The 17,689-nt window shown below is 72.1% G+C and carries 18 protein-coding genes; 6 read left to right on the forward strand and 12 right to left on the reverse strand.

The genetic code is table 11. From position 1 onward, the window contains the following. Positions 1–14: 14 nt before the first annotated feature. Both AC3IYI_RS14530 and AC3IYI_RS14535 read right to left on the reverse strand, forming a co-directional pair. Entirely contained in the window at positions 15–1,733 is a 1,719-nt protein-coding gene (locus tag AC3IYI_RS14530) for an FG-GAP repeat domain-containing protein (RefSeq protein WP_489410577.1), read from the reverse strand. A 94-nt stretch (positions 1,734–1,827) separates the two neighbouring features. After that, the gene (locus tag AC3IYI_RS14535) at positions 1,828–2,715 is read right to left on the reverse strand and encodes an NAD(P)H-binding protein (RefSeq protein WP_489410578.1); all 888 of its coding nucleotides are present in this window, start codon (positions 2,713–2,715) and stop codon (positions 1,828–1,830) included. A 102-nt stretch (positions 2,716–2,817) separates the two neighbouring features. On the opposite strand from AC3IYI_RS14535, the gene AC3IYI_RS14540 reads away from it, so the two are divergent. Both AC3IYI_RS14540 and AC3IYI_RS14545 read left to right on the forward strand, forming a co-directional pair. Continuing rightward, on the forward strand, positions 2,818–3,318 hold the full coding sequence (locus AC3IYI_RS14540) for a MarR family winged helix-turn-helix transcriptional regulator (protein ID WP_489410579.1): 501 nt from the start codon (positions 2,818–2,820) through the stop codon (positions 3,316–3,318). A 131-nt stretch (positions 3,319–3,449) separates the two neighbouring features. Beyond that, positions 3,450–4,775, forward strand: a complete 1,326-nt coding sequence (locus AC3IYI_RS14545; RefSeq protein ID WP_489410580.1) for an MFS transporter — start codon at positions 3,450–3,452, stop codon at positions 4,773–4,775. Here AC3IYI_RS14545 and AC3IYI_RS14550 read toward each other — a convergent pair. The 6 genes from AC3IYI_RS14550 to AC3IYI_RS14575 all read right to left on the reverse strand — a co-directional run bounded on the left by AC3IYI_RS14550 (position 4,723) and on the right by AC3IYI_RS14575 (position 8,871). Next, on the reverse strand, positions 4,723–5,019 hold the full coding sequence (locus tag AC3IYI_RS14550; protein ID WP_489410581.1) for a hypothetical protein: 297 nt from the start codon (positions 5,017–5,019) through the stop codon (positions 4,723–4,725). The two genes, AC3IYI_RS14545 and AC3IYI_RS14550, sit on opposite strands and share 53 nt — an antisense overlap. A gap of 78 nt (positions 5,020–5,097) precedes the next feature. Further along, entirely contained in the window at positions 5,098–5,772 is a 675-nt protein-coding gene (locus AC3IYI_RS14555) for an NADPH-dependent F420 reductase (RefSeq protein ID WP_489410582.1), read from the reverse strand. Between the two features lie 124 nt (positions 5,773–5,896). Next, positions 5,897–6,538 carry a disulfide bond formation protein B gene (locus tag AC3IYI_RS14560; RefSeq protein WP_489410583.1) on the reverse strand — a complete coding sequence of 214 codons (642 nt, stop codon included), beginning with the start codon at positions 6,536–6,538 and terminating at the stop codon, positions 5,897–5,899. Between the two features lie 11 nt (positions 6,539–6,549). Continuing rightward, positions 6,550–6,714: a DUF5993 family protein gene (locus AC3IYI_RS14565; RefSeq protein WP_243337114.1), complete on the reverse strand. Its 165-nt coding sequence runs from the start codon at positions 6,712–6,714 to the stop codon at positions 6,550–6,552. 68 nt (positions 6,715–6,782) lie between these two features. After that, on the reverse strand, positions 6,783–8,174 hold the full coding sequence (locus AC3IYI_RS14570; RefSeq protein ID WP_489410584.1) for a sensor histidine kinase: 1,392 nt from the start codon (positions 8,172–8,174) through the stop codon (positions 6,783–6,785). Positions 8,175–8,181: 7 nt separating this feature from the next. Then, the gene (locus tag AC3IYI_RS14575) at positions 8,182–8,871 is read right to left on the reverse strand and encodes a response regulator transcription factor (RefSeq protein WP_489410585.1); all 690 of its coding nucleotides are present in this window, start codon (positions 8,869–8,871) and stop codon (positions 8,182–8,184) included. A gap of 79 nt (positions 8,872–8,950) precedes the next feature. Here AC3IYI_RS14575 and AC3IYI_RS14580 point away from each other — a divergent pair, with 79 nt between their 5' ends. Together AC3IYI_RS14580 and AC3IYI_RS14585 are read left to right on the forward strand one after the other, a co-directional pair. Further along, positions 8,951–9,487, forward strand: coding sequence for a hypothetical protein (locus AC3IYI_RS14580; protein WP_489410586.1), 537 nt, complete (start codon positions 8,951–8,953; stop codon positions 9,485–9,487). A 56-nt stretch (positions 9,488–9,543) separates the two neighbouring features. After that, positions 9,544–11,037 (forward strand): class I adenylate-forming enzyme family protein, encoded by a 1,494-nt coding sequence (locus tag AC3IYI_RS14585; protein WP_489410587.1) that lies wholly within the window; start codon positions 9,544–9,546, stop codon positions 11,035–11,037. Between the two features lie 7 nt (positions 11,038–11,044). Here the strand turns inward: AC3IYI_RS14585 and AC3IYI_RS14590 are convergent, their stop codons facing one another. Next, positions 11,045–11,929 (reverse strand): spermidine synthase, encoded by an 885-nt coding sequence (locus AC3IYI_RS14590; protein WP_489410588.1) that lies wholly within the window; start codon positions 11,927–11,929, stop codon positions 11,045–11,047. A gap of 46 nt (positions 11,930–11,975) precedes the next feature. Continuing rightward, complete coding sequence (locus AC3IYI_RS14595) at positions 11,976–12,413, reverse strand: hypothetical protein (protein ID WP_489410589.1); 438 nt, start codon at positions 12,411–12,413, stop codon at positions 11,976–11,978. A 303-nt stretch (positions 12,414–12,716) separates the two neighbouring features. Between AC3IYI_RS14595 and AC3IYI_RS14600 the strand changes: the two genes are divergently transcribed. Next, the gene (locus AC3IYI_RS14600) at positions 12,717–14,072 is read left to right on the forward strand and encodes an NsdA family TPR-like regulatory protein (protein WP_489410590.1); all 1,356 of its coding nucleotides are present in this window, start codon (positions 12,717–12,719) and stop codon (positions 14,070–14,072) included. A 265-nt stretch (positions 14,073–14,337) separates the two neighbouring features. Here the strand turns inward: AC3IYI_RS14600 and AC3IYI_RS14605 are convergent, their stop codons facing one another. Continuing rightward, positions 14,338–15,189, reverse strand: coding sequence for an IS5 family transposase (locus AC3IYI_RS14605; protein WP_489409039.1), 852 nt, complete (start codon positions 15,187–15,189; stop codon positions 14,338–14,340). A gap of 104 nt (positions 15,190–15,293) precedes the next feature. On the opposite strand from AC3IYI_RS14605, the gene AC3IYI_RS14610 reads away from it, so the two are divergent. Next, entirely contained in the window at positions 15,294–16,907 is a 1,614-nt protein-coding gene (locus AC3IYI_RS14610; protein ID WP_489410591.1) for an MSCRAMM family protein, read from the forward strand. An 87-nt stretch (positions 16,908–16,994) separates the two neighbouring features. Here the strand turns inward: AC3IYI_RS14610 and AC3IYI_RS14615 are convergent, their stop codons facing one another. After that, entirely contained in the window at positions 16,995–17,591 is a 597-nt protein-coding gene (locus AC3IYI_RS14615; protein ID WP_489410592.1) for a histidine phosphatase family protein, read from the reverse strand. Positions 17,592–17,689: the final 98 nt, after the last annotated feature.

Below are 17,689 nucleotides of genomic sequence, written 5' to 3' on the forward strand. Positions count from 1 at the left end.
GCCTTCCGCGTTTCTCAGAACAGCAGGTTGTACGTGCCGAAGCCGGTACCGAGGACACCGACCTTCACCCGCGAGCCGAACGGCTGCGCCGCGGTTCCCGTGCCCTTGTAGAGCCACAGGACGCCGGACTTGTCCCGGGCCACCATGTCGGCCTTGCCGTCGGACGTCAGGTCACCCGGCGCGACGATCGAGTTGTAGATCTGCCAGCCGGTGCCTATCTGCTGCCTGCTCGCCAGCGGGTTCGTCGCCGACCCCGTGCCGCGGTACAGCCACAGCTTGCCGTCCTTGTCCCGGGCCACCAGGTCGGCCTTGCCGTCACCGGTCAGATCGACGCCGCCGACGAGCTGGTCGTAGATGTTCCAGCCGGTGCCGACCTTCACCCTGCTCCCGAACGGCGTCGCGTTCAGGCCCGTGCCCGGATACAGCCACAGGCCGCCCTCGGCGTCCCGCGCCAGCAGGTCCGCCCTCTTGTCGCCGGTCACGTCGGAGACACCGACCAGCGTGTTGTAGATGTTCCAGCCGCCGCCGACCCGTATCCGGTCCTTGTAGATGGAGCCGTCACCGGACGTCGGGTGGAGCCACAGCACCCCGGCCCTGTCCCGGCCCACCGCACCCCGCCCGGTGCTCTGCACGGTCACCGGCCCCAGCCGGGTCAGCGCGGTGTACTGGTTCCAGTCGAAGCTGCCGCCGACCGGATCGACCGGATCGAACAGCCGGGCGGTCTTGCCCGTGCCCTTGAAGTCCCACAGCTCGCCCGCGGCGTCCCGGCCCACGAGCCGGAAGCGCTGGGTCACCGGGATCGTGCTGCTGACCGCGAAGTCGGATGCCTTCTCCGGGTTACCCGTGCCCCATTCGTAGACCTCGTAGGTCGCGGTGCTCCGGAGCTTCCATGCCGGCGCAGCAGCCTCGGCCGCCAGCTTGTAGGTGATCGTGTAGTCGCCCGGCGTCGCGATCTCGCACGTCACGTCCTGACCGTAGCCGAGCTCGCCAAGCGTGTGGCTGCAGTCGACAGGGACGGTGCCGAACGCCTCCGCACCCTCGACGACGACCTTCAGCTCACCCTCGTCCCAGCGCCGGTAGTCCGGCGCCCTGTCCAGACCTACCTTGAGCCACCCCTTGTCGACGGCGTGCAGCTTCACCGTGTGCTTCACCGAACCACCGGCCGGCAGCGTGGGCGTCGACAACGTCACCGTGTTCTGCGCGACGTGGGCCTTGGTCTTCGCGGTGACCGTCGCGTGCGACCGCCGCGGGCCTATGGACTTCGATCCCGCGGTCTGCGCCTCCTTGATGCCCGCGCTGATGCTCGCCCCGCGCGGCACGTAGACGAGGCCGTAGTAGACCGTCGTGCCGTTCGCCGCGGTGCTCGCCGCCGATATCTCGGGCCCCGGGTTGTTCCATTCCTTCACGTCGCACAGGTACACACCGGCAATGCCGGCCTTCGGCGCGCAGCTCTCCGTCAGGGTTACCTTCAGCCCGGCCGGCACCCCCGCGCCGGACCAGCCGGCATCCGTGAGCGGCTTCTTGCTCAGCGCGTAGACGTACGTGCCGTCCGGCTGCCCGTCGTTCTGTCCGCCGGTGCTCCGCGGCGCCAGCTCGGCCCACCCCTCACCCGGCATCAGAGCCACATCTCTGACCGGGTCGAAGTAGAACGTCGGGTCCCCGGCCGCCACGGCCGTTCCCGCACTCGCGACGCCGCCGGCGACGAGCGTCGCAACCGCGACACCAGCACCCAAAAACCTTCGCATATTCCCCCCTGGCAAATCGATCAACCGGCGGACGCTAGCACGCACCATGGCCAGTGGACGTGGTCGGGGCCCCTCTGAGTCGCTAGGCCCGGAAGGCGTCCGCATGGTCCGCTGACCACGTCTCGAATGTGCGCGGCGCGTGGCCGGTGAGGCGTTCGAGGTCGTCGGTGAGGCCGACCGGGAGGCCGTCCGAGGCGGACCAGAAATCGAGCAGGGCCTCCGCGTACGGGCCCGGTATGTAGCCGTCGACCTCGGACTTCCACTGCTCGCGCGAGACGGCCTCGAAGGGTATGGGATGGCCGACAGCGTCGCCCAGTATGACCAGCTGGGCGGCGAAGGTGAGCGTCCGCGGACCGGTCAGGGTGTACGCGCGCCCCCCGAGCGAGGGGTCGGTGAGGACCGCGAAGGCGGCTTCGGCGAGGTCGGTCTCGTGGACCGGGTCGCTGTACGCACCCGGGTACGGCAGATGGACCGGGCGGCCCGATTTCATCGGCCAGGCCCAGCCGAAGGCGTTGCTCGCGAAGGATCCGGGGCGCAGAAGAGTCGTCCGCAGCGGGGAGGCGAGGAGGGCCTGCTCCACCGCCAGGTGGGAGGCGGCGAGGGGACTGTCGGCGGCGTCGGGGGCGAGGACCGAGGAGGAGGACAGGAGGACGACGTGTTCGACTCCGGCGCTGACGGCCTCCTTCACGAAGGCATCGATGGCGGCGGCCTCGGCATAGAGGAAGACGGAGCGGACGCCGGCGAGGGCTTCGGGGAAGGTCGCGGGGTCGGTGAGGTCGCAGTGGGCGGTGCCGGGTGTGTCCGGCTCGCGGGATGCGAGGCGGTGCGGGACGCCGTGGGCGGTGAGGAGGGACGAGAGACCTCGGGCGACGGAGCCGCGGCCACCGGTGACGAGGACCTTCGAGACGTTCGGCACCTTCGAGACGTTCAGCATGTTCGAGATGTTCGGCACCTTCGACATGTTCGACATGGCGGATTCCTGCTCTTCCTGTTCTAGACTGAATACGTGACGCAGATTCTGTGTGGCGCACTCTCTGCGCCACACAGATAAATTTGGACCACGGAGAAGCCGATGTCAACCGATTACGCTCGTTCGAGTGATGAGTGGACCCGCGCCGAGCTGCTCGCGCGCATCGTCACCGAGAGCCAGCGGCACTACGCCGACTACTCGCTCTTCAACCAGGCCATGGCCGACCACGTCGGCCTGCACCCCACCGACATGCAGTGTGTGGCCCTCCTCGACATGGAGCCCGACCCGGTCAGCACCGGTGACATCGCCCGCCTCACCGGCCTGACCTCCGGATCCGCCACCCGCCTCGTGGACCGCATGGTCAAGGCCGGCGTCGTCGAGCGGCACGCCGACCCGAACGACCGCCGCCGCTCCCTCGTCGCCCTCTCCCCCTCCGCCCGCGACCGGATCGGCGCCGCCTGGGAGACCCCCGGCCGCGCCTTCGGCGCCGTGCTGGTGAGCTACTCCGACACCGAACTGGCCGTCATCGCCGACTACCTGCACCGCGCCGCTGAAGTCGGCCGCGCCCAGGCCAAGCGGCTGAACTCCGGCGAAACCGGCTGAGACGGGCCCACGCCTCCCGAGAACGGCCGGAACGACTACCGAACCGGGCGCTCCGGCATTAGCCTCCGGCCCAACGGGCAACAGCGCGCGCCGGAGAAACGGGAGGGTCGGCGTGCGGCTGGAGGTTGTCCATGCCCATGCCGTCCCCCAAGTCCGCCCGCACGTCCACCCCCACGTCCACCCCCACGTCCGCCCCCGCCCCCACCCCCGCCGGCTTCCGCGCGGTGTTCGCCCTCGGCGGCCCGGCCCTTCCCGTCTACGGCTTCCTCGCCCGGCTCCCCGCCGCGCTGTGCCCCATCGGGACGCTGCTGCTCATCAACGAACGCGACGGCATCGGCGACGCCGGGACCATCGCCGCCGCCCTCTGGCTCGGCCAGGCCCTCGGGGGCCCGGTCATCGGCCGGCTCGCCGACCGGCGCGGACACCGGCCCGTCCTGCTCGTCGCCGGCGCCGCGAACGCCGCCGTGCTCCTCGCCCTCGTCGCCGCCGTCCTCGGCGGGCTGCCGCTCGCCGCCCGCATCGCGCTCGCCGTCGCCGCCGGCCTCACGGCGGCGCAGGTCGGGCCGCTGGCCCGGGCCCGGTGGGCGCGGCTGGCCGGAGAGGACAAGGCCCTGGTCGGGGCCGCGCTCTCCGTCGACGCCACCCTCGACGAGGTCGGCTTCATGGTGGGGCCCGCGCTGGCCGGGATCCTCGCGGTGACCGTCCATCCCGCGTCGGCGCTGCTCCTCGCGGCCGCCCTGGGCCTGGTGTTCGGGACGCTCTTCGCCCTGCATCCCACGGCGCCCGGCCCCACCGCGCCCGGCCCCACGGGACCCGGCGCCGCAGCGCGGGGCGACGTACGCCTGTGGTCTCCGGGGCTCGCGCTGCTCTTCGTCGTGGCCGTCCTGCAGGGCGCCGCGTGGAGCGGGGCCAATACCGGGGTCAACGCGCTCGCCGTGGCGGTCGGCTCCCCCGGGGCCGCCGGGCTCGTATGGCCCGCCATGGCCGTGACCAGCTCGGTGGCCGGCTTCGTGACCGTGGCCCGGCCGGGGTCGGCCGGGCTGACCGTCCGGCTGCGCTGGAGCATCGCCGCCCAGGCACTGCTGACGCTTCCGCTGCTGGCCGTCTCCGGCCTGTGGGGCGCGGCCTTCGCCCTCGCCGGCATCGGACTGGCCGTCGCCCCGCACCTGATCGCGCTGTTCGGCCTCGTGGAACGGGCCGGTCCCGCGCGGCGGATGGGCGAGGCCATGACCCTGGTCGGCAGCGGTCTGATCATCGGCCAGGCGCTGGCAGCGGCGGCCGCCGGTCCGCTCGCCGCGGCCTACGGGTACCGGGCGGCCTTCGCCCTGTCCTGCGGCGCGGCGGCCGCCTCCGCCGTGCTGGTGTGGGCGGCCGTCGGCAAGGGCTGGTTCGGCCCACCCTCGGCTACCCCGACATCAGCGCTCCCAGCGCCTTCTGCATCTCCGCCGCGTTCATGACCGGAGCGACCTCGATCTCAGCGTTGTAGAGCATGAACAGATCCCACACGATGGCCGGCACATCGGTGTTCTCCTTCAGGTCGAAGACGATCCAGCAGGAGCGCACGCCCTCATGCAGCCCGAAGTAGGCAGCCTCCGGCTTGACCTTCTCCAGCAGCCCCTGCATCCCCTGGGTCAGGGCCCCGCTCTTGATGCCCTCATTGGTGGTCGCCGTGTCCAGATGGGCCCTGAGCATGACTCTCATGCGCGGCTCCTTTCGTCACGGCCACCCTGAGCGCGGGTGCGGGAGGCGGCAACATCTCCGCCTCCGTCCGGGCGCGCGCTACTCCGTCCGGTTCGCACCCTGGATGTGGAAGTTGAAGTCCGTGTGCCCGAGGGACCCCATCAGCCGGAGCCAGATCGGCAGCAGCATCTCCGTACCGCGCGCCGTCTCGATGCCGCCCAGGTCGATGACGGTGTGCTCGCGCCAGTCGAAGGAGTACAGGAGCTCCCGTACGGCCTTCTTGGCCTCGGCGTCCTCACCCGAGAGGAAGACGGTGTGGTCGCCGGGGACCCTGGCCGGGTCGACCATGACCTGGCAGTTCATCGTGTTCAGCGTCTTGACCACGCGCAGCCCCGGGAAGGTCCGCTGGATCAGCTCGCCCAGGCTGTCGCTGTCGACCGGGTCGAGCCCGGGCGGGAAGCCGCGGGAGAAGTCCAGCGGGTTCGCGATGTCGATCAGGATCTTGCCGTCCAGGTGCGCGGCGTCCGCCTCCGTCAGCGCGGCCACGCTGACCTGCCCGCCCGTGGCGTTGACGAGGGTCTCGCCGTGCCGCGCCGCCTCCGCGAAGCGGGCGAGGCCCACCGCCGGATGCGCCTGCTGCCACGCGGCGTACTCGCTGCGCTCGAGGGTGGCCCCGGGGTCCCGGGTGCCGATGACGACCTCGTGTCCGAGGGAGAGCAGCCGGGCGGCCACCGTACGGCCGACGATCCCGGTGCCGAGAACTGCGTAGCGCATGACGGCTTCCCATCGCATACGGAAGGAATCAAGGAAAGGAATCAACGAGAGGGGAGGGGCGGACCCACTCAAGCAGGTCGTACGGATTCTCGCGCGGGAGGCGTCAACTCCGCGCCAACCTCAGCTAGTCCAGGATCCCCACGTCGTAGAAGAACTGATAGCGCGTCGGGTCGTCCGGCAGGAACCAGTGGAAGCCCTCCTCCAGGAAGACGGCCACGATGTTCACGGCGAGCACCAGCCCCAGGAACCACAGCGCGACCATCCCCACCGTGCGGTACGCCCCCGGGCCCTCCGCCGGGACGGCCCGGTCCGCGGTGGCGTGGGCGAAGGCCAGGACGATGCCGACGGCGACGACCGAGGCCTGGAAGAGGATCCACGCCCAGACGTAGAGGTGCAGGCCGAACACCTCGCTCCCGTACCCCTTGTCGCCGGGCAGGACGTGCAGCATCGTCTGCCGCCACGAGGCGAACGAGCCGGCGATCACCGCGACCAGGGACAGGCCCCAGCCCATCATGTAGTCGCGCCCGGTCACCGCCCCGCGCGACAGCGCGGTCCGGATGATGTGGGCCGCCCCCATCGCCGCCATCAGCATGAACATCCGCTGCACCATGCAGAGCGGGCACGGGTACTCCCACATGCCGAACTGGTAGAAGAGCCCGCCGCACACCACCCCCGTCCAGCCGATGGCGAAGGCGCACGCGAACCAGAACTGGACCCGGCCCAGCAGACCGCCCTCCAGCGGCGCCTCCGGGAGGAGGCTGGACATCGCGGCCACGGTCAGTAGCTCAAGGTGAGGGCGAGGCTGCTGGTGATGTGGTGCGCCATCAGCAGGATCACGGCGAAGAGCATCAGCCACCAGGCGCCGAGCACGACGAACCGCGGGGCGTCCCGGTACATCGCGATCAGCGTGGCGAGGAGGCCGCCGAAGATGAGGGTGTCCATGGCGCGGACCGTACCGACAGGGGGACATGCCGGGCGCGCGGCGCGCCCCCGCCGGCCTCAGGGTTACGTCAGTTGCGTCGCCGCTTGCGTCGGCCGCGTCCGGCGCGGGCGGACTCGCCCCGCCCCCGCCCGTCCAGCGCGATCCACACCCGCACTTCGGTGCCGCCGAGCACCGAACGCCCCAGCCGCACGTCCCCGCCCGTCGACTCCGCGACCCGCCGGACGATGTCCAGCCCGAGGCCCGTGGACCCGTCGCGGCCGCCGTCGTTGCCGCGCCGCAGGGCCGCGTCCGGATCGGCGATGCCGCCCCCCGCGTCCGAGACGAGCACGATGACCGCGTCCCCGGCGTCGTGGACGTCCACCGCGAAGGGGGTGCCCTCGGGGGTGTGCCGGAACACGTTGCCCAGCATGGCGTCCAGCGCCGCGGCGAGCTCCGGCCGGGCCACGGGGATCCGTACCGTACGGTCGACCCCCGCGAGCCGCACCTCGCGGCCCTCGTCCTCCGCCAGCGCCGACCAGAAGGCCATCCGGTCGCGGATCACCTCGGAGGCGTCGCAGCCGGCGCCCGCCCCCTGCACGCCGCCCGGCCCCTGCGCGGCGGCGGGCCGCTGCTCGCGGGCCGTACGGATGATCGTGTCGACCTCCCGCTCCAGCTGCTCCACGGCCGCCCGTGTCTGCTCCGCGGCCGGGCCGTCGCCGAGCGAGGCCGCGTTGAGCCGCAGCACCGTCAGCGGGGTCCGCAGCCGGTGCGACAGGTCGGCGGCCAGCTCCCGCTCGTTGGCCAGGAGTTCCACCACCTGGTCCGCCATGGAGTTGAACGCGACGGCGGCCGAGCGAAGCTCCTTCGGCCCCTCCTCCGGGACCCGCGCCCCCAGCCGCCCCTCGCCCAGCCGGTGCGCGGCGTCCGCGAGCCGCTCGGCCGGCCGCACCAGGCGGGCGCCGAGCCGGTCCGCGACCGCCACCGAGCCCACGACCAGGGCGAGGCCGACGCCCGCGAGGACCACCCAGGCGGTGGCGACGCCATTGCTGACCTCGCTCTCCGGAACGAGGATCTCCACCACGGCGATGTCCCCGGAGCCGAGCGCCACGGGCTGGAGCAGTGCGGAGCCGCCGCCCGCCACCGGGACCGTCGCGGCCCGCCCGATCCGCCGGGTCTCGGAGACGGCGCGCTCACCGGCCCAGCCGTCGCCGATGTCCACGCGCGGGGTGTCCCCGACGGCCGGCACGTGCACGGCCATCCGCCGGTCGGCGCCCATCTGCGTGGATTCCACGGCCTTCTGCAACTGCACCGGGTCGGTGGTGATGGACAGCGTCGGCCCGATGGTGGCGGCCTGCCGTTCGGCGTTGGAGAACGCCCGGTCGCTGGCCATCTCCTGGACGACCAGCCCGAGCGGTACGGCGAAGGCCACGACCACCATCACGGTGACCGCGAGGCACACCTTGACCAGCGCCCACCTCATCGGCGCGTCACTGCGGCGGCTCCAGCTTGACGCCCACACCCCGCAACGTGTGCAGGTAGCGCGGGCGGGCGGCGGTCTCGCCGAGCTTGCGGCGCAGCCACGACAGGTGGACGTCGATGGTCTGGTCGTCGCCGTACGACTGCTGCCAGACCTCGGCGAGCAGCTCCCGGCGGGCCACGACCACGCCCGGCCGCCCGGCGAGGAAGGCCAGCAGGTCGAACTCCCGCCGCGTGAGGTCCAGTACCGCCCCGTCCAGCTCGGCCTGCCGGCGCAGCGGGTCGATGGCGAGGCCGCCGACGCGCAGCACGCGGGAGGGCGGTTCGGCCCCGGCCGCGGAGCGGGCGCGGCGCAGGACGGCGGCCATCCGGGCGGACAGGTGTTCCACGGAGAAAGGTTTTGTCAGGTAGTCGTCGGCGCCGTCGTTGAGCAGCCGGACGATCTCCGCCTCGTCGTCGCGGGCGGTCGCGATGATGACGGGCACGTCGGTGATCCCGCGCAGCATCTTGAGCGCCTCGGCCCCGTCCAGGTCGGGCAGTCCGAGGTCGAGGATCACCACGTCGAAGCGGTTGTGGGCGACCTCGCGCAGCGCCTCCAGGGCGGTGCCGACGCTGCGCACGGTGTGCGAGGCCTCGGTCAGGTGCCGGATGAGGGCGGAACGTACGAACTGGTCGTCCTCGACCACGAGCACACTAGCCATGGCCCGCACCGTAGCCCATTCGGGGGACGCCGAGGGGTGCCGGGCCTGCTCTGGGACGGGTGGTGCAGTATGTCCCCCGATGCGACGAGGACTTGTCGGTAGAGCAGTCGGCCATGCGGGGGCCTGGACCCTGGCGACCGGGGCGGCGGTGACGCTGTCGTGGTGGGGCGTGCACTCGGTCATGTCCGGTACCGCCTACGATCCACCGCTCGCGGTGCCGCTGGCCACGCAGCCCCTCTCCTCCTCGACCCACCGGGCGCAGCCGCCGGAGCCGACGCCCTCGCCGTCGCCGTCCTCCTCCCCGTCCGCGTCCACCGCGTCGGCATCCCCCTCCGCCTCCGCCAAGCCCTCCGGGCCGCCCACCCCCCGTTCGCAGCGGCAGGGTCCCCCGAGCGCGAACGTGAAGGCGTACAGCGTCTCGGGCGGCCGGGTCGTCTTCAGTCTCGGCGCCACCTCCGCCGAGCTGGTCTCGGCGACCCCGCTGGCAGGCTGGCGGATGCAGGTCTGGAAGCAGCCGTCCTGGATCCGCGTCACCTTCACCCGTGACGGCCGCGAGGTGTCGGTGTTCTGCACCTGGCACGACCACCCGCCGCTGGTGGAGATCGTCGACCCGTAGCCGGCCGCCCCGTAGGGCCCGTCCTCCCGGCCCGGCCCGCCGGATACCGTGGCGCCATGAGCACCGGCGCGCGGTACGTCACCGACCTGATCGACGCCTGCGAGCGGTACGGCGACCGGCCCGCCTTCGGATCCGGCCCCTGGGTCCTGACCCACTCCGAGGTGCTGGCCCATACGTACCGGCTGGCGGGCGCCCTGGCCGACCTGGGGATCCGGCGCGGCTCCGGGCTGGCCTGCGTATCGGCGGGCAATCCGCCCGAGACCCTGCTCGTACGGCTGGCCGCGCACGTGCTGGGGGCCCGGCTGACCCAGGTGTGCGTCGGCCCCACGACCCACGGACTCGACCACCTCCTACGGGACTGCGAGCCCGCCCTGGTCGTCCACGACACCCCGGTGCCGCCGGGCCCCGCGGCCCGCATCGGGCTGGCCGCACTGCTGGAGCTGGCCTCCGCCCGGGAGGCCCTGCCCGTCGCGGTGGCGGCGCGCGACGGGGACGTGGCCCGGGTGACCTACACGGGCGGGACGACGGGCCGCCCGAAGGGGGTGGCCTCCACCTTCGCCGCCATGGCGGCCCGTACGGCCAGTCGCACCGACTCCCCGGACCCGGCGCCGCTCACGTTCGTATCGACCGACTCCCTCTCCCAGCGCTCGGGCGGCCGGTGCCTGGAGCAGCTGCGGGCCGGCGGCCGCTCCGAGATCCTGCACCCCTTCGGCACCCGGGAGTTCGCCGAGGCCTGCCTGCGACTCGGGCCCGCGTCCACGTACCTGACGCCCTCGATGCTGTACCGGCTGCTCGACGACCCGGAGACCGCCGACGGCGTACCCGGCCTGGTACGGATCTCCTACGGCGACTCCCCCGTCCACCCGGAGCGGCTGCGGCGGGCGCTGACCCGGTGGGGTCCGCAGGTGCGCTGGACGCAGGGCTACGGGATGAACGAGGCCGGGGTGCTCAGCCGGCTCTCCCCGGCCGACCACGACGCGGCGGCCGCCGACCGCCCCCACCTGCTCGGATCCGTGGGCCGTCCGGCGCCCGGCGTGGAGGTCGAGGTACGGGGCTCCGCGCCCGGGGCGACCGGGGAGGTGTGGGTGCGCTCCCCGATGGTGATGGCCGGCTACCTGGGCCGGCCCGCCCTGACGGCCGAGGTCCTGCACGACGGCTGGCTGCGCACGGGCGACGTCGGGCATGTCGACGCCGACGGGTACCTGTACCTCGACGACCGGGTCAAGGACGTGGTCATGGTGCACGGGGCCAACATCTACTGCGGCCCGATCGAGACGGCCCTGACCCGGCACCCCGCCGTGGCCCGGGCGGCCGTCGTGGGGCGGACCGACCCGGTCACCGGGGAAGCGGTCTGCGCCTTCCTCGTCGCGGCCCCCGGGCACGCCCCGACACAGGAGGCGGCGGACGGGGCGTGCGCGCTGGTCGCGGCGGAGCTGGCGCCGGGGCAGCGCCCGGCGGCGGTGTTCTGGCTGCCGGCGCTCCCGCTGACGGACCGCGGCAAGCCGGACAAGCGGCGCCTGCGGGAGCTGGCCGCGGCTTCACAGGAGTAGCCGCGGGTCAGCGGAAGACGGACGGCGGGGGCTCCGGCGAGGCCACCGCCGAGGCGTCCGAGACCGGGACGGCGCCGCCCGCGAAGTCGACGAGGGCCCGGCCGTGTTCGACCCGGCCGGGGTGCGGATCGCTCGCCACCCGTCGGGTGAACTCCGCCACCGGGAGCTCCCGGTCGGCGGCCACCAGCACGGCGTTGCCGAAGCGTTTCCCCCGCCACACCACGGGGTCGGCGGCCAGCGCCAGTTCCGCGAATCGGGACGCGGCCGTGGCGATCTGGCCCCGCAGATGGGAGAGCGGCGGACCGTCCGCGAGGTTCGCCACGTACCAGCCGCCCGGCGCCAGGGCCCGGCGTACGTCGTCCAGGAACTCGGCGCTCGTCAGGTGCGCCGGGGTGCGGGCCCCGCTGAACACGTCGGCGATCACCAGGTCGGCCCAGCCGTCCGGGATCTTCGCCAGCCCGGCCCGGGCGTCGACCGCGCGGACCCGGACCCGGGCCTGCGGGTCCAGCGGCAGGTGTTCGCGTACGAAGGCCACGAGCCCGGCGTCGATCTCGACGATCTGCTGCGTCGACCGGGGGCGGGCGGCGGCCGTGTAGCGGGCGAGGGTGAAGGCGCCGCCGCCGAGGTGGAGCACGTTCAGGGGCTGGCGGGCCGGGGCGAAGAGGTCGATCAGGTGACCGATCCGGCGCTGGTAGGAGAAGTCCAGGTGCCCTGGGTCGTCCAGGTCCACGTGGGACTGCGGGGCTCCGTCGATCAGCAGGGTCCAGGCGCCGGGCCGCTCCCGGTCGGGCTCCAGCGCGGCGTGACCGCCGTCCACCGGCCCGGCCGGCGCCTCGGAGGTCTCGCGCCCGCGCCGCTTGTCATTTCCCTTGCCCTTGCCCTTACTCGCCACGCCCTCATTATGGCTGGTCAGGGCCGGGGGCGGGGTCCGGCAGGCATTACCGGCAGTTGTCGGCGGCCTCGATCAGCCGGGCCGCCTCGCCGAGCGCCGCCCGCAGCACCTCCGGGTCGGTGACCGGCCCGACGGCCTCCGGCGGCAGCAGCCAGCCGGTGTCGCCCGCGGTGGGCGAGGTGTCGCCGAAGCGCATGCCGCGCCCGTTGGTGTGCGTACAGGCGCTGCCCGGGAGGTCCCAGGCGTCGGCGGTACCGGGCGGGACGAGGAAGCCGAGGGTGCTGCCGGAGCCGTCGTGCAGGACCGGGCCGACGCCGCACGCGTGACTGGCCTGGCCGGCGGCCCGCTGGATGATGTCGACGGCCTCCAGCCCCTGCCGGGTGGGCACGGTGACCAGGTCGGGGGCGCCCAGGGCCAGGGACGCTCCACCCGTCATCAGGGGCGCTCCGGGCTCGGGCGCGGTGTTCGTATCCGTGCTCTCCATGCCGCCCTCCACCAAGGGAACCCCTCCTCGATCCGCGTACGAGCATCGCGTGAGCGGTCCCGAAGCCGGCGGGCTTCCTCCCACTCCGCATAAGTTCAACGCACGGGAACGTCAACAGGTGCGGTGGCAAGACGCTGCAAAGGATGGCAGTTCATGGCGGATCGCGGGTGAGATATCCGTTTTGTAGCCAAACACCGAGTCAACCCTCCACCGCTGGCGGTACGTTCATGCCCGCCGGGCAGCGCGTCACAGGCACCACACAGTCACCGGCAGCGCAATCACTTGCCCAGAGAGGCCACGTCCATGGCGGCGTCCCCCCACTCACCCAACACCCCCTTCCGGCGGCTGCGCGGTCAGCACTCCCCGGCCGAGTTCGCCGCGTTGGTGCGCAGGGCGGCGAAGGAAATCGGAGAAACGGTTTCCTGCGACGCCCGTTACATCGGCCGGGTCGAGTCCGGCGAGATCCGCTGCCCCAACTACGCCTACGAGCGGGTCTTCCTCCACATGTTCCCCGGCCGCACCTTGGCCGACCTGGGGTTCTCGCCGCGCGAGACGGTACGGGGCCGGCTCGCGCAGCGCGAACAGGCCGCGTCCTTCTCCGCCTTCGCCAAGCGACCCCACCCCACCGGCTCCCCTGCCCCTTCGCGTTCCAAGGAGAGCGACGTGCTGCGTCGCGCGTTCATGGCGGGGGGCTCCGCGACCGTGGCGGCCGCGACCCTCAGCCTCACCCTGCTCGGCGACACCCGTCGGCTCCCCTCCCGCGCCGGCGAGTCCGAGGCGGCCGCCGTCGAGGACGCCGTACGCCAGATCCGGCTGTTGGACGACCGGCACGGAGCCGACGCCCTGTACCGGCGGGCCGCCGAACCCCTGCGCACCGCCTACGCGTTGCTCGACGCGGGGGCGACCCGGCAGTCCACCGAGGACCGGCTGCACGCGGGCGCGGGCGAGCTCGCCATCTCGGTCGGCTGGCTCGCGCACGACTCGGGCCGGTTCGACGACGCCCGCTCGCACTACGCGGAGGCCCTCGCCACGGCCCGGGTCTCCGGGGACTCCGGCCTGGAGGCGCACGCCTTCAGCAACATGGCGTTCCTCGCCCGGGACTGCGGGCGCCCCCGCGAGTCGGTACGGGCGGCCCAGGCGGGCCGCCGGGCCGCCCGTTCGCTCGGTTCCCCGCGGCTCCTGTCGCTGCTCGCCCTGCGGGAGGCCGGCGGCTGGGCGGGCCTGTCCGACCGCAAGGCCTGCGAGGAGGCGCTGACCCGGGCGCACACGGAGTTCTCGCGCGGTGAGGCGGGGGCGGACCCGGAGTGGATGTCCTTCTTCGGCGAGGCCGAGCTGGAGTCCCTGGAGTCCCGCTGCTGGGCCGCGCTCGGCGAGCACGCCCGGGCGGCCCGGCACGCCCGCCGGGCGGCCGACCTCCAGGATCCGCACTTCGCCCGCAACGTCGCCCTCTACACCGCCGAGCTCGCCGACAACCTGGCCCACGCGGGCGCCCCCGATGAGGCCGCATGGGCGGGCGGCCGGGTGCTGGAGCTGCTGGAGGAGGTCCAGTCCACCCGGATCCAGTCCATGCTGGCGGCGACCGCCCGCACCCTGGTCCCGCACCAGCGCTCCCCGCGCGTGGGCGCGTTCCTGACGCGCCACACGCTCAGTGAGGCGTAATCGAGCGATAAATGCAAACATGAAAAGCCCCCGCAGATCATCCGAATAACGCGCTAATAATCTGCCGGAGAATGCTTCATGCCATCGAACCGCCACGCGCGATAAATGCCCGAAAAGCCCTCTTCTGTGTGTTATTTCTGATGCGCAGCAACCGCCGTCCGACATTGTCGTTCGGCCGGTTCGCGCATTCAGCAGCGGCTGGCACCCACGGGAGGACCCTCAGTGATGGAATCCGTGCAACCACTCAGACCGCGTTTGAGATCTGTCAGCGGATGCGTTGCAGTGGTCGTCGTCCGGTCCGGACGACGGGCCTGCCGCGTGTGAGCCGTCGCAGTATGACGTCGGTCATGGCCCAGCGGATCATGGTTTCGGAGTGGGCCGGGCTGCGTTCGTAGTCGCAGGCCAGGCGCCGGCGCATGGTGATCCAGCTGAACGTACGCTCTACCGCCCACCGCTTGGGCTGGACCTGGAAGCCGCGCTGTCCGGGCTGTTTACGGACGATCTCCACGGTGCGGCCGAGGATCTCCTGGGCCCAGACCACGAGGCGGCCGGCGAATCCCTGGTCTGCCCAGATCAGCCGTACCGTCGGGTGGTCCAGGCGGGTCCACAGCAATGGCCGCTTGGCGCCGTCCCGGTCCTGGACACTCGCTGCAACGACGTGCACGGCCAGCAGCAGGCCGAGGGTGTCGGTGACGATGAACCGCTTGCGGCCCTTGGTCTTCTTGCCCGCGTCGTAACCGCTGGTCTCCTTCGGCACGGTGTCGGCGGCCCGCACGGACTGCGAGTCGATCAGAGCGGCCGACGGTTCCGCGTCCCGACCGTCCGCCTCGCGAACCTTTGCACGCAGCGTGTCGTGGATCTTCTCCACCGTGCCCCCGTCATGCCACCTGCTGAAGTACCAGTACACCGTCTCCCACGGGGGAAAGTCCTTCGGCAACTGCCTCCAGGAGCAGCCCGTCCGCACCACGTAGAAGATCGCGTCCACGACCCGGCGTCTGGGGTGTTTCTCCCGCCGTCCACCCTTCGGCCCGGTCCGCGGCGGCGGCAGCAACTCATCGATCAGTGCCCACTGTTCATCCGTCAGATCCGACGGGTAGCCCTCCCCGACAGCGCTCATGCACCACTCAACGAGCCAGTCCCGCCGCCGCAACGCCAGATCTCAAACGCGGTCTCAGGCAAACGGGAAAGCGTCGAAGCAGCAGAACGTCCGTAGGCATTCGAGTGGCGGCGGCAGCCGCAGTGATCTCCGTCGGCCTGATTCCGGCCTTCGCGTCGGCCCAGGCCCCGCCGCCCAGCCTGACGGGCAGCAATTTCGAGATCGACACTGACGCCAACCTGCGCGTCGACTTCCCCGGTAACGCCGGGGAGCTCGACTGGGCGAACGTCGCGCAGGTGAGAAGGGCCGACACCCCGTCCGGCAACGCCACGGACAGCTCGTTCAGCGGGGGCAGCAAGGAAGACGACGTCAATACGACCGTCGGCTTCGGCGGCGTCCCGGACAAGAGCGACCTGAAGAACTTCGGCGTGTTCCAGGAGACCGGCGCCAACGGCGGATTCCTCCACATGTACTGGACACGTGGCCAGGACAACGACACGGGCACCACGAACTACGACTTCGAATTCAACAAGAGCCAGACGCCCGGCACCAACGGCGTCACGCCGCTGCGCTCGGCCGGCGACCTGCTGATCAGCTACGACCTGACCCGGGGCGGAACCCGTCCCGTCCTGCGCCTGCGGAGGTGGGTGGGCAACGCGACCTCCGGCTCCTGGGGCACGCCCACCAACCTGACCGACGCGGGCCTGGCCACGGGTTCGATCAACACAAGCCCCATCCTCGTCGGCGACTCCGACGGCCTGGGCGCGCTCAACGCCCGCACCTTCGGCGAGGCCTCGATCGACCTGCGGGCGATCTTCGGCACGAGCGGCTGCACCTCGCTCGGCTCGGCCTTCGTCAAGAGCCGCGCCTCGGACTCGTTCACGTCGACGATGAAGGACTTCATCGCGCCGGCGAACATCAACATCACCAACTGCGGCAGCGTCAAGATCATCAAGACCGACGACGCCGACAGGGCGCTGGCCGGGGCGACGTTCACGCTCTACACCGACGGCACTCCGGTCGGCGGCACCCGCGGTCCCGCCTCGGAAGACCCGATCACCACCTTCACGTGCACCACCGCCGCCGACGGCACCTGCACCATCCCCAACGTTCCGAAGGGCTTCTACTGGGTCGTCGAGACCGGTGTCCCGGCGGGCCACACGGCGGCGCCCGAGACGGCCATCGAGGTCGTAGCCAACGAGAGGGTCGACGTCCCGCTCGTCAACCCCCGCCAGACGGGCGCGATCCTGGTCACCAAGAACAAGCTGCGCCACCCGCCCATGGGCGAGTCGAAGGTCTCCGAGCCCCACGTGGGTATCGAGTTCACGGTCAACGGCGTGACGAAGACGACCGACTCCCACGGCCAGGCCTGCTTCGACGGCCTGCTGTTCGGTGACTACCTGGTGACCGAGAACACCCCCGCCAACTACACGTCCGTGAGCGACGACGCCGACGACACGCTCACGGTGAACAACGCGGCATCGTGCCCGGCCCCCAACGGCCCGATCAACGGCTTCGCAGGCGAGCGGATCACCTTCACGAACACGCCCCTGTCGCGCATCACGGTCGACTTCGACTCCCAGGTGACCGACCCGGACGCCACCGCGGCCAAGATCAGCTGCACCGGACAGACGGCGGACACCCCCGACGGCACGCCGGCCGCGTACGACGACAACACCGAGGTGTTCTCGGACCTGCAGCCCGGTACGTACACGTGCACGGTCGTCATCGACCCGTGAGCCTGATGCTCCCGTGAGCTGACCCACAGCCGACAGCGCCCAACGCGAACCACGCGTCGGGCGCTGTGTCGTTGCCCCGCCGTCGAGTCAGCCGTCCAGGTGCCCCGTGTCGTTCCAGCGCTCCAGCGCGGGGGCCCCGTACGCCCAGCCCAGGACCGACAGCGAGGTCGGCTCCAGCCGGATGCGGGCGCCGAAGGAGGCGTCGAAGCCGAGCCAGCGGGCGGCCAGGGTGCGCAGGATGTGTCCGTGCGCGAAGACGAGGACGTCGCGTTCGGCCGAGCGGGCCCAGGTGACGACCTCGTCCGCGCGGGCCGAGACGTCCGCGACGGACTCGCCGCCCGGGACCCCGTCGCGCCAGATCAGCCAGCCGGGCCGGATCGCCTGGATCTCGGCCGGGGTCATGCCCTCGTAGTCGCCGTAGTCCCACTCCATCAGCGCGTCCCACGGCTCCGCCTGCATGCCGAAGCCGGCCAGGTCGCAGCTCTCGCTGGCCCGCACCAGGGGGCTGGTGCGCACTTCCAGCCCGCGCAGGCTCGCCCACGGGTCGCGGGCGAGGCGCTCGCCGAGCAGCTTCGCACCCCGCTTCCCCTCCTCCAGCAGGGGCACGTCCGTGCGTCCGGTGTGCTTGCCGAGCTGGGACCACGCCGTCTGGCCGTGGCGGGCCAGGAGGATGCGGGGGGCCATATGAGTTCTCCCGGTCGAGGGGGCGAGTGGGGCCAACACCGACGGACCCGACCATTCGCACTGCTTTGCGGGGTTACGTCGCCGCTCCATCATCCATC

The sequence above is a fragment of the Streptomyces sp. GL_148 genome (genome assembly GCF_057834205.1).